7 protein-coding genes are annotated in these 13,182 nt (G+C 33.8%); all 7 read left to right on the forward strand.

Annotation, left to right across the window (positions count from 1 at the left end; translation table 11 throughout):
• Positions 1–8 precede the first annotated feature (8 nt).
• The 7 genes from HJ01_RS06245 to HJ01_RS06275 all read left to right on the forward strand — a co-directional run bounded on the left by HJ01_RS06245 (position 9) and on the right by HJ01_RS06275 (position 13,181).
• A complete protein-coding gene (locus tag HJ01_RS06245; protein WP_007137483.1) occupies positions 9–1,529 on the forward strand; it encodes a RagB/SusD family nutrient uptake outer membrane protein in 1,521 nt (506 codons plus the stop codon).
• Between the two features lie 166 nt (positions 1,530–1,695).
• On the forward strand, positions 1,696–5,013 hold the full coding sequence (locus HJ01_RS06250) for a VCBS repeat-containing protein (RefSeq protein ID WP_007137484.1): 3,318 nt from the start codon (positions 1,696–1,698) through the stop codon (positions 5,011–5,013).
• The gene (locus HJ01_RS06255; RefSeq protein ID WP_007137485.1) at positions 5,006–8,263 is read left to right on the forward strand and encodes a VCBS repeat-containing protein; all 3,258 of its coding nucleotides are present in this window, start codon (positions 5,006–5,008) and stop codon (positions 8,261–8,263) included. The genes HJ01_RS06250 and HJ01_RS06255 overlap by 8 nt, the downstream gene beginning before the upstream one ends.
• 44 nt (positions 8,264–8,307) lie before the next feature.
• Entirely contained in the window at positions 8,308–9,633 is a 1,326-nt protein-coding gene (locus HJ01_RS06260; RefSeq protein ID WP_007137486.1) for a vanadium-dependent haloperoxidase, read from the forward strand.
• Positions 9,634–10,545, forward strand: a complete 912-nt coding sequence (locus HJ01_RS06265) for a hypothetical protein (RefSeq protein ID WP_007137487.1) — start codon at positions 9,634–9,636, stop codon at positions 10,543–10,545.
• A gap of 163 nt (positions 10,546–10,708) precedes the next feature.
• On the forward strand, positions 10,709–12,013 hold the full coding sequence (locus tag HJ01_RS06270) for an MFS transporter (RefSeq protein ID WP_007137488.1): 1,305 nt from the start codon (positions 10,709–10,711) through the stop codon (positions 12,011–12,013).
• Positions 12,006–13,181, forward strand: a complete 1,176-nt coding sequence (locus HJ01_RS06275; protein WP_007137489.1) for a glycoside hydrolase 100 family protein — start codon at positions 12,006–12,008, stop codon at positions 13,179–13,181. Before HJ01_RS06270 ends, HJ01_RS06275 begins: the two co-directional genes overlap by 8 nt.
• Position 13,182 lies beyond the last annotated feature (1 nt).

Genomic DNA, 13,182 nt, shown 5'->3' on the forward strand with positions numbered 1-13,182 from the left:
AAAAAACGATGAAAAGAATAAATATTATAAAAAGCATCTTATTGACTAGTACAATTGTACTTGGAGTAAGTTGTACTAATCTAGATGAAGAAGTATTAGATGGCGTTGTTGTCTCTAATGAAGCTGGAGGTTCTATCAATACTGGATCATTATTGACAAGTGCTTATGAAGGTTTGAGAGGCTTTGAAACGCAAGGACAAATGTTTGCCTTAGACGAAATGTCTGGAGATGCACTAGTTGGGCCAACACGTGGAGGTGACTGGGATGATAATGCGACATGGAGACAAATCCACGTTCATACTTGGGCACCAGATCATAACGAAGTTAGAAATGCTTGGAATGCTTTATTGTCTCAAGTATACAATTGTAACATTGTTATAGAAAATGGGTCTGGTTCTGAAGTAGCTCAAGCTCGTTTTTTAAGAGCATTTTATTACTATAATGTAATTGATTTATTTGGACAAGTTCCTTATAGAGAAGCAGGTTCTGCATTAACGCTTGATCCTAAAGTATGGAATAGAACTGAAGCAACGGAGTTTGTAATTAGTGAGTTAGAAGCAATTATTGGTTCTTTACCAGCTAGATCAGCAGGAGATGCAAGTTTTGCAAATACAGATGCGGCTCACTTTTTGTTAGCTAAATTATATTTGAATAAAGCGGTATTTGAAGCAGCTGATGCTGCTGGACCTTATACTTTTGCTGCTGCCGATATGACTAAAGTGGTATCTCATGTTGATGCAATAAACAGTGCGTTATCTGTCGATTATTGGGATAATTTTAAACCGACTAACAATACCGCACCAGAAATTTTGTTCTCTTCGAAAAATGTTCAAGGTGGAGCAGGTGGAGGAATTCAATTTCATTGGAGAATGGGAATGCATTACAATCAAACTCCTGATGGATGGAACGGTTTTGCAATTGTGGCAGAATACTACAACAATTTTAACCCGAATGACAGACGTATCAAAAATTCTGATCCAGCTATTATTACAACATTTGGTAATAACGTAGGAATGCAAATAGGTCAAATGTATAAGCCAGGTGGGACAGTTGCGTTGAAAGACAGAAATGGGAATCCTTTATTTTATACTTCTGCGATCACTTTAATTACCAGTGGTGCTACTCTTGAAACAGCAGGTATTAGAATGCAAAAATACATTCCAGATGCTGCTAACGTTGGAACACCAGATAATGATTTTGTATTCATGAGATATTCTGATGCTTTAATGATGAAAGCAGAAGCAATTGCTAGAGGTGGATCTGGAACTAATGATGTTGCTAAATTGGCTACAATTGTATCAAGATCTGGACAAGTTGGTGTTTTTCCAACTACCCTAGAAGGAATTTATAAAGAAAGAGGTAAAGAATTGTGGTTAGAAGGATGGAGAAGAAATGATATGGTTCGTTTTGGACACTTCTTAGAGCAAAGAGAATTAAAGCCTTATGTTTCTGATAAGAAATATGTTTTGTTTCCTATACCAGCAGATGCTTTATTTAATGCAAATCTTGCTCAGAACCCTGGTTACTAGATTTTTGAAATAATTATTATATTTTTGAGTTAGTTATAGAGAGGGCAATTGTATTGCCCTCTTTATTTTTTTAATTTTAACTCGATTCTTTGTTTTATTTACTGAATATTATATAAATTAGACCATTCTTTTTTTTGAAATGTCTTAATTAAATACTACATATTATATGTTCAATCGTTACGTATTCTTTTCTGTTTTTATTCTTCTTTTTGTCAATTGTTCCAAAGAAAATACTGAAAATAAAAATTTATTGTTTTCCAAACTAGACGCTTCACAAACAGGAATTAACTTTGTTAATGAAGTGAAGAATGGAGAAGATATGAATGTATTCAAATATAGAAATTTTTATAACGGAGGTGGGGTTGCAATAGGAGATATCAATAATGACGGGCTCTCCGATATTTATTTCACTTCTAATCTTGGTACAAATAAATTATATTTAAATAAGGGGAATTTTAAATTTGAAGATATTTCAAAAAAAGCAGGAGTTGAGGGTTCTAAATCCTGGTCAACGGGTGTCGTAATGGTCGATCTTAACGGAGATGGCTTATTGGATATTTATGTTTGTAACGCAGGAAACATAAAAGGGGACAATCAAAAAAATGAACTTTTCATCAATAATGGTAATGCGACTTTTACTGAAAAGGCAGATGATTACAATCTTGCCGATACTGGAATAACAACGCATGCTGCATTTTTTGACTTTGATAAAGATGGAGATTTAGATGTTTATATTTTAAATAATAGTTTCATACCAGTAAGTAGTCTAAATTATTCTAATAAAAGAGAGTTGAGAGATAAAGATTGGGATGTGGCTGATATTCTAAAAGGAGGAGGAGATAGATTACTTCGCAATGATAACGGAAAGTTTGTTGATGTGAGTAAGGAATCGGGTATATACGGAAGTCTTATAGGTTTTGGTCTAGGAGTTACTGTAGGTGATATAAACGGAGATTTATATCCAGATATTTACATCTCTAATGATTTTTACGAAAAGGATTATTTATACATAAATAATAAAAACGGAACCTTTACCGAACAAATACAAGGATGGGCATCTCACATAAGTCAATCTTCGATGGGTGCAGATATGGCAGATGTTAATAACGATGGGAAGGCTGATATATTTGTAACGGATATGCTACCTGAGTCAGACGAGCGTTTAAAAAACACAACCAATTTTGAGAATTATGATTTGTTTCTTCGAAAAATAAACTTGGATTTCTTCAATCAATACATGCAAAATACCTTACAGGTTAATAATGGCAATAACCAATTTATGGAAATTGCTAATTATGCGGGTGTGGCCAAAACGGATTGGAGTTGGGGCGCTTTGCTGTTTGATATGGATAATGACGGATACAAGGATATTTACGTATGCAACGGCATTTACCATGATTTGACCAATCAAGATTTTGTTGATTTTTTTGCAAATGAGTTCATGCAAAAAATGGTGGTGACAGGAAAGAAAGAGCAAATAAAAACGATCATAAACAAAATGCCAAGTACGGCAATTCCAAACTATGCCTTTAAAAATAATAAAAATTTAACCTTCACGAATGAAGCCGATAATTGGGGATTAGGTACACCCAGTTTTTCAAATGGTGCCGCATACGGTGATTTGGATAATGATGGTGATTTAGATTTGATTGTCAACAATGTCAATATGGAAGCTTTTGTGTTTCAAAATAATTCTGATAAAAACAAAAAGAATCATTTTATAAAGGTAAAATTGAAAGGAGAAAATCAAAACAAATTTGGTGTAGGAAGTGTTGTGGAGCTCTTTTCTGGTGATGAAATTATCAGACAGGAATTAATTCCTTCCAGAGGTTTTCAGTCTTCTATTGATTATGTGATGACATTTGGAATTGGAACTAAGAAAATTGACTCTATACAAGTGATCTGGCCCAATAGTAAATTTCAAACTATAAAAAAAATCACTAACAACTCAACACTTAATTTAAATATTGCGGATGCTAAATTAATCTATGTGCCAAAAATTGATAAGCCAAAACCATTATTTACAGAAAAACAACATGTCTTTTTAGCAAGTAAAGAGAATGATTATATCGATTTTGACCATGAAGGATTAATTTCAAAAGAGTTATCACAAGAAGGACCAGCATTAGCAGTGGCGGATATTAATGGGGATGGAAAGGATGATGTTTTTATAGGTGGAACCAAAGGCACTTCGGGAAAAATTTATTTAAATAAAGGAGATGATAATTTTGCAATTACAAACCAAGCGGATTTAAATTTAGATTCAGATTTTGAAGATACTGCAGCTAGTTTTTTTGATGCTGATGCTGATGGAGATATCGATTTATTAGTTGGCTCTGGCGGAAATGAAAAAACAGATCAGGCTAATTATAAAAACCGCTTGTATTTGAATAATGGAAAAGGAATTTTCACAAAAAGCAAAAGCAATATTCCAACGACTAATAATAATGTTTCTGTAATAGCGCCATATGATTTTGATAATGATGGTGATGTAGATGTTTTTATTGGTAGCAGAAGCGTCCCTGGTGTTTATGGTATAGATCCAAAACAGTTGCTGCTGGAAAATGATGGAAAAGGAAACTTTACAAACAGCATTGAAAAAGTAGCTTTCAAATTAAACGAGGTAGGAATGGTCACTGATGCGGTATGGGAAGATATTGATAATGATTCCAAAAAAGATTTAATAGTAGTTGGTGACTGGATGGCACCACAAATATTTAAAAATACTGGTCGAAGATTAGCCGAATTTAAATCTAACATTACGGATTATCCTGGTTTTTGGAATGCAGTTAGTTGTGTGGATTTGAACAATGACGGGAAAAAGGATTTGATCTTGGGTAATAAAGGAACAAATACAACCTACAAGGCTTCAACCGCTAATCCATTGAGGTTATTTGTAAATGATTTTGATCGAAATGGTACCATTGAGCAAATTGCTACTCGTTCCATAAACGGTAGAGATATGCCCTTAAATTTAAAGCAAGACGTGGCCAAACAAATTCCGTTGATTAAAAAAAGGAACTTAAGTTATGCTGACTATGCTAAAAAGTCATTTCAGGAATTATTTGCTAAGGAAGTTGTTGATAATACAATACAAAGAATAGCTACGATTCAGGAAAGCGTAATCGCAATTAATAAAGGCAATGGGCAATTTGAAATTAAAGTGTTACCCAAGGAAGTCCAATTCTCTTCGGTAAATGCAATCTGTATAGTAGATGTTAACAAAGACGGAATTCTGGATATTATTTTGGGTGGAAACCAATATGAATTTAAACCTCAGTTTTCGAGGTTGGATACTAACTACGGAAGCGTGCTGCTAGGAAATAAAAAGGGGACTTACTCATGGACTCCATACAATAAATCAGGTTTCTTCATGAAAGGGGAAGTCAAGCATCTACAATCAATAAAAGGCAAGAACAATTCAGTATCAATAATTGCAGTGATTAATGATAACACTCCTAAAATATTTAAAAGCAATGAATAGATTTTTTCGAATTATACTCGTTTCACTGCTGATTGCAAGTTGCTCTAAAAAGCAAGATCATTTATTTGAAAAATTAGCATCAAATAAAAGCAACATCACGTTCAATAATCAATTAATTGAGGATAAAAACATCTCGATTCTCGACTACCTCTATTATTACAATGGTGGAGGAGTAGCATTAGGAGATATCAATAATGATGGTTTGGTTGATATTTATTTTACATCAAATCAGGGGAAGAATAAATTATACCTGAATAAGGGTGGTAATAAATTTGAAGATATATCGAGTAAAGCAGGAGTCGAAGGCCAAAGTGATTGGACTGCAGGAACAGTAATGGCAGATGTTAATGGAGATGGGTATTTAGATATTTATGTTTGTGCGGTGGTAGGAATCAATGGCTTTGAAGGTCATAATGAATTGTTTATCAATAATAAGGACAATACTTTTACAGAAAGTGCTGCCCAATGTGGATTAGACCTGGATAATTACAGTTCTTCGGCTGCTTTTTTTGACTTTGATTTAGATGGTGATTTAGATATGTATTTGTTAAATCATGCAGTGCATTCTGAACAATCTTTTGGTAATGTAGATGTCAGAAATAAAAGAAGCTACGAATGTGGAGATAAATTGTTTCGAAATGATAATGGCAAATTTGTTGACGTAAGTGAACAAGCAGGTATTTTTGGCGGAGCCAATGGATACGGACTAGGACTAGCTGTTTCCGATTTTAATTTAGATGGATATCCAGATATTTATGTGGGTAATGATTTTCATGAAGACGATTATTATTACCTAAATAATGGAGATGGTACTTTTACTGAAAGTTTAAAAAAGCATTTTGGGCATACTAGTAGATTTTCAATGGGAGTTGACGTAGCTGATATTAATCATGATGGATTCCCAGATATTCTGACTCTTGATATGCTTCCTGAAAATGAAAAGGTGCTGAAAACATCATTAGGCGATGATAATGTTCAGATGCTTAAAATGAGAACCGAAAAATTAGGGTACCATTTTCAGTATACTAGAAACATGTTGCAATTAAATAATGCGGGAAATAATTTTACTGAAACAGCACTTCTTAATGGTGTTGCTGCTACGGATTGGAGCTGGAGTGCATTATTTGCAGATTATGACCAAGATGGAGAGCAGGATATTTTTGTGGGCAATGGAATTCCAAAGCGTCCGAATGATTTAGACTATGTGAAATATTATTCTAATGATCAGGTAAAAAGTAAAATAACCTCTACAAAGTTATTGGATAAAGAGGCTTTAATGAAAATGCCAAAAGGGAATGTGACGAATTATTTTTTTCAAGGTTCGCCTAATTTGCAGTTCAAAAACAGGACTAAGGATTGGATTGAGAATGATTCCATAATTTCAAATGGGAGTGGTTATGCAGATATTGATAACGATGGAGATTTGGATGTTATTACAAATAATTTAAACAGTATTGCATCACTATATATTAATAGGACAGATACTGTCTCTAATTATTTAAAAATAAAGCTGCAATTTCTAGGAAAAAATACTTTTGGAATAGGGGCTAAGGTAATCTCCTATTCTAAAGGCAAAAAGCAATTTAAAGAACTGCAAACAACAAGAGGATTTCAATCTTCATCTGAACCGATCATTCATTTCGGTTATGGGAAAGCAAAGGCAATTGATTCTTTAGTGGTGATCTGGCCAGACAAGACCTATCAAACAATTAGAAACATAAAAACAAACCAGACTCTGATTGTTAAGGCGTCTAAGAACAGAAGAGTTTTTGATTATCGAAAATTACATCCAGCAGTCCCGGTCGTATTTAAAAAAGTTGAGGGTAATCTAGGAATCGATTTTACACATGAAGAAAATGATTATATCGATTTTATTTTTCAAAAATTAATTCCATACCAGCGTTCTGATCGTGGACCTGCAACCACTATAGGTGATCTAAATGGAGATGGGAAAGAGGATGTTTTCTTTGGTGGATCTAAAAATAAGAAGGCAGCAATTTACATTCAAAGTCCGAAGGGTTTTTCAAAAAAGTCATATAGTGAAGTCGAAGGAGACTCTATTTATGAAGATGCTTCTGCCGTAATTGGGGATTTTAATAATGATCAAGTAAACGATTTATTTGTAGCTTCTGGAGGTGGTGAAAACGCATCTAATTTACAGGATCGTTTGTATGTTTCTTTGAACAATCAACTGTCTAAATCAACTTTGATGGAGTTGTCCCAGAACGCTTCATTTGTAAAAGCATTTGATTACGACAATGATGGGGATTTAGATGTTTTTATAGGGAATAATTCTATAAACAATAGATTTGGAAGTATGCCTGATTGTTATTTGTTGAATAATAATAAAGGGGTATTTACAAAGGTTCAAAACAAAACTTTTTCTAAGATAGGTATGGTTACTGATGCCGTTTTTACTGACTTTAATAAAGACGGGAGAGTAGATTTGATTGTTATAGGAGAGTGGATGAAACCTACTTTTTTTGCAAATACCAGTGGTAAATTTGTAGATGTAACTAAAACTATTTTTTCGGAAAAAAGCAACGGATTATGGCAGGCAATTATTCCTTTTGACATTGACAATGATGGGGATTTAGATTACTTGGTTGGGAACTGGGGTTTGAATTCTAAATTTAAAGCTTCTCAAGAGTTTCCTATGAAAATGTATTATGATGATTTTGATGCCAATGGCTCTTTTGAAACCATAGTTGCTACAGAAAAAGCAGGTAATTATTATCCAATTTTAGGAATGGATGATCTTGCAGAACAGTTCAGTGGTATGATCAAAAAGAAATTTCAATCCTATAAAGCATTCGCTGGAAAAACCGTGGAAGAAGTCTTCAGTCCGCAAATGCTCTCCAAAGCAAAAGCTTTTGAAGTTCACAATCTAAAATCAGGATATTTGAAAAACCAGAACGGAAAATTCACTTTTGTTGCCTTTTCTAATGACTTACAGGTTGCTCCAATCAATTGTTTTGTAAAGTCTAATTTTGATTCTGACAAAAAGGAGTCTGTTTTTGCTGCAGGAAATTATTTTGGCGTATCGCCATATCACAGTAGGTTTGACGGATTTTCTGGAGCTTTAATAAAAAGTCAAAAGGAGATAGTATTAGGTAGTAAAATAGGAATTGATTTATCTGGGAAAGCAGTAAGACAGCTAGATATAATTAATTTCAACGAAAAAAAATACCTATTGGTTAGCATCAACAATGGAAAAGCTGAGGTATATCAAATGCCAATGGTTAAATAATATAATCAGAATAGATTTTGCCCTCAAATTAAATACAGAATAAAATGAAAAACAATTTTTTTATTATTACTTCAATTTGCCTTTTTTTCATGTCATGCAAAAAAGATAAATCGATTGTAGTAAGCCCAGATGAGTACCATGCAGCGATTGAGAATGTGACACAAATTATGATTCACGATATATTTTCGCCTCCAGTTGCAAGTAGAATTTTTGTTTATCCAAATATTGCGGCTTATGAAATAATTGTGCAAAATAGTAAAACGTACAAGAGTTTTAATAATCAATTGAAAGGTCTTGATCCAATTCCTAAGTTAGATCCAAAGACAGGTGTTAATATTGAAGTTGCCGCTTTGATTGCGCATATGGATGTCAGTAAGCAGCTTGTTTTTTCAGAAGAATTGGTGGAACACTTTAGAGACAGTCTTTACCAAAAATGGGGACAAGAAAACGAAAAAGAGTTTGAAGTTTCTAAAGAGTATGGGCTTAAAGTAGCTGCACATATAAAAAAATGGATGGATAAAGACAACTACAAGGAAACGCGTACGATGTCAAAATTTTCTGTTTATGCAGATCAACCAGGAAGATGGCAGCCAACACCACCAGCTTACATGGATGGAATAGAGCCTCATTGGAGTGAAATCAGAACATTAGTATTGGACTCTGCTTCACAATTTAAACCAATACCTGCTTTGGCTTTTTCTCTAGATAAAAAATCGCCGTTTTTTAAAGAAGTTCAAGAGGTATACGATATCAGTTTGAAAATGAAAAAAAAGGGAGACGAATGTGATGAGGTAAAAATGGCACAATTTTGGGATTGCAATCCTTTTGTTTCGGTTACTCAAGGTCATATGATGTTTGCTAAAAAGAAAATTTCTCCCGGGGCGCATTGGATGGGAATAGTGAAAATTGCATGTAAAAAATCGAATGCAAATTTTGAAAAAACGGTTTATGCCTACACGGAAACATCAATAGGTATGTTTGAAGCTTTTATAAGTTGTTGGGATGAAAAGTATAGAAGCAACGTAATCCGTCCTGAAACGGTAATAAATCAGCATATTGATGAAAACTGGAAACCAGCATTACAAACCCCGCCATTTCCTGAATATACAAGTGGACATTCTGTAGTTTCTACTGTCTCAGCTAATATCCTTACATCAATTTTTGGAGATAACTTCTCTTTTGTTGATGACTCAGAATTACAGTTTGGCTTGCCAAATAGATCTTTTAAATCCTTTAATGAGGCTTCAAAAGAGGCTGCAATGAGTCGATTTTATGGCGGAATTCATTATAGGGCATCAATCGAAAATGGAATTGTGCAAGGGAAAGAAATTGGAGATTTTGTAGTGAATAAACTGAAAATGACTAAATAAATGAAAACTAAGAAAATTATAACTAGTAGTCTTGTTTTTATTTTTTCGGTGCTCTTGGTCTGGTACCTTTTCGTAAAAGTGAATGATTACTGTATTTCATTTAAAGTTAAAACAGCTACCGGGACTGTTTTTCAGGGAATTAATGAATGGTCTATATCCCGATTAAGCAGTAATAAGGAAAGTTATGTCATCCTAGAAAAGAAGAACTTCAGCTTTATTAAGCAGGAAATGAAGAAAGGTAAAGTGACAATGGAATATACTTGGGATATTAATTCTATAAATGATTCTATTACTAACGTGAGTGTTGGTATAAAAGAATTGAATAACAGTATTTATAATAGGCTTACCGCTCCTTTTTTTAGTACTAATTTTAAAGAAACACAGCTAAAAAAGATTACTGACTTTAGGAATGGCTTAAATAAACATAATGAAAGCTTTAAAATAAAGATCGATGGTGAGCGAACTTCAGAGGAAGTCTTTGTTGCCTATCTCAGTTTAAAAAGTGTATTACAAGAAAAAGCGCAAACCATGATTAGGAACGATGACATTATTACGGGATTCCTGCATCAAAATAACATTAAAATCGAGGGGAAACCTTATTTAGAAATTCAAAGCTGGAATCAAGATAAAGAAACACTTGAATTTAATTATTGTTTTCCTATTGATAAAAACACTAGGTTGATAGAAAATGACATGGTAAAATTCAAAACAATACCCGCTGTTAAGGGATTACAGGCAACCTATTTTGGAAATTTCAGGACATCTGACAGAGCTTGGTTTGCCTTGTTGGATTATGCCAAAAGTCATAACCTTCAATTAACCAATAAACCACTTGAACATTTTCTTGCAAACCCTTTTAATGGAGGTGATGAACTTAGCTGGGAAACTAAAATAATAATTCCTTTTGAATGATTACCTAAGTGATAAATTAAGATTATTTTAAGAATTCGAAAACGTTTTCGGTACTTCCGAAAACGTTTTTGTTTTTATAATGTAATTAATTATCAATTTTAAAATTAATTTTATTTTAAATAACCATAAATATTACGAAATAACTAATTTATAAAGAGATCCAATGAAGTTAAAGCTTAGTTTTTGGCAGATAATTAATATGAATGTTGGTTTTTTTGGAATTCAATATAGTTTTGGATTACAACAAAGTGCTGTTAACCCGATTTATGATTTTCTTGGCGCTAGTCCAGACCAGTTACCTATATTAAATCTTGCAGGTCCATTGACTGGTTTATTGATTCAACCTATTATTGGTGCAATCAGTGACAAAACTTGGTTGCCAAAATTTGGTGGCCGACGAAAACCTTATTTTTTTATTGGCGCAATTCTATGTAGCATCGCTTTATTTCTTTTTCCTTTCAGTAGTTCGTTATGGATGGCAGCAGGCCTGCTTTGGGTGTTAGATGCAGGAAATAACACTGCGATGGAGCCTTATAGAGCGTTCATTGCAGATACACTAGAACCGGCTCAACAAGCGACAGGGTTTCAGGCTCAAAGTTTCTTTACGGGATTTGGCCAAACTTTGGCCAATATTTCGCTATTTATTTTTCCCTTAGTTTTTGTTGGCACAACTGGAAAATTACCAACTTGGGTTTTCGCCTCGTTTTTTCTTGGCGCCGTTTGTTCCATCGGATCTGTTTGGTGGAGTTCACATACTACCAAGGAAATCCCACCTACCCAAGAAGAATTAAGAAAGATAAAAGAGGAACCATTAGGCATTTTAACACCATTTACTGATATATTTTCGGCAATAAAAGAGATGCCAAAAGTGATGTGGCAGTTAGCGTTGGTTTATTTGTTCCAATGGTATGCGTTATTTTGTTACTGGCAAAACTCCTCAAAAAGTATTGCGCTGTCTGTTTGGAACACAACTCCTCAGAAAGATATGAAATTATATGGAGAAGCTGTAAGTTGGACAGGTTTAGTCAACGGATGGTATAATATTGTAACTTTTTTATGCGCCTTTGGATTGGTTTATTTTGCAAGAAAATATTCGCCAAAGATGGTTCATTTCACTTGTTTGTTGTTGGCGGCAATTGGGTTTTTAATATTTCCACATATTGAAAATAAATACCTGCTGTTTCCCGCAATCACTGGTTTCGGGATAGGATGGGCAAGTATGATGGGGATTCCCTATTTAATGGTTATCAACAACATTCCGAAAGAACGTTATGGTGTGTACATGGGAATTATCAATATGATGATTGTAATCCCTATGTTTATTCAAACCATAACATTTGGCTATATACTCAAGAATTTTTTAAATAACGATGCGAGATTAGCAATTAGTTTTGCCGGTGTTTTATTGATTATTAGTGCAGTGTGTACCTTATTTATTAAAACCAAAAAAGAGGAGTTAAGTGAGTGATTTAAGTTATTTGAAAGCGATTGAATTACTGAAAAAAGTATCTTCTTCTAAGGGTTTTTTAGCAAGTGCTCATGATATTTCAAATTATAAAAGAGTTTGGGCTCGTGATGGCGTAATCTGCGGATTAGCCGCTTTAGCATCGGGGGATGAGGAATTGATTACTGCTTTTAGACTTACATTAGAGACATTAGTCATTAATCAGCATGAAAATGGAACGATTCCATCAAATGTTATGACAAATGGGGAAGATGTTGAGGTTAGTTATGGAGGATTAGCTGGTAGAGTTGATGCTGTTACTTGGTTTATTATTGGGATTTGTCAGTATGCTTTTTATAAAAACGATGCCTCTTTCGTACAGAAACATCAGGTTAATATTAAAAAATGCCTACAGCTGATGGAAGCTTGGGAATATAATAATAAAGGGCTTTTGTATGTGCCTTTGTCTGGAAACTGGGCTGACGAATACATTACTGAAGGCTATGTTTTGTATGATCAATTACTACGAGTTTGGGCTTTGAAAAGTTACAATCATTTTGTAGATGATAAATCAATTTTAAACAAAATCGAGAAAATTACTGAGCAAATTGAAGTTAATTTTACTCCTAATTCCGTGGGAGAAAAATTCCACGAAAGAGCGTATAATAAAAGAAGCATAGAACATTTTATGCCATGTACTTTTTCTCCAGCAGGTTACAAAGCCCAGTTTGATGCTTTTGCTAATTCATTGGCTTTGTATCTGAATATTGGTTCTGAAGAATTTCAAAATGACATTCTGGAATATTCAATTGGACTTAAAAAAGAAATGCCATTAGGTCTATTACCCGCATTTTGGCCGCCAATTGAAGAAACTGACATCGATTGGAACTTACTTAAAAACAATTGCAAATATGAATTCAGGAACTATCCAAATGAATTTCATAACGGTGGTAGTTGGTCTATGGTTAATGGTTTTTATGGCTTAGGCTTATTGGCCAAAGAAAGAAAAAAAGAAGCGTCAGAAGTTTTAGTAGCAATAAATGGGGTAAACGCAGTTGATGATTACAGTTTTTATGAAAACTTCAATAGTCAAACGAAGATGCCAAATGGAGTTCCTTTTTGTGCATGGAGTGCTGCTGCGTCGGTAATGTTACATCAAAGTATAAATAACAACTTTAAATTTTTAGTATAAA

Source organism: Flavobacterium frigoris PS1 (assembly GCF_000252125.1).
GTDB lineage: Bacteria > Bacteroidota > Bacteroidia > Flavobacteriales > Flavobacteriaceae > Flavobacterium > Flavobacterium frigoris_A.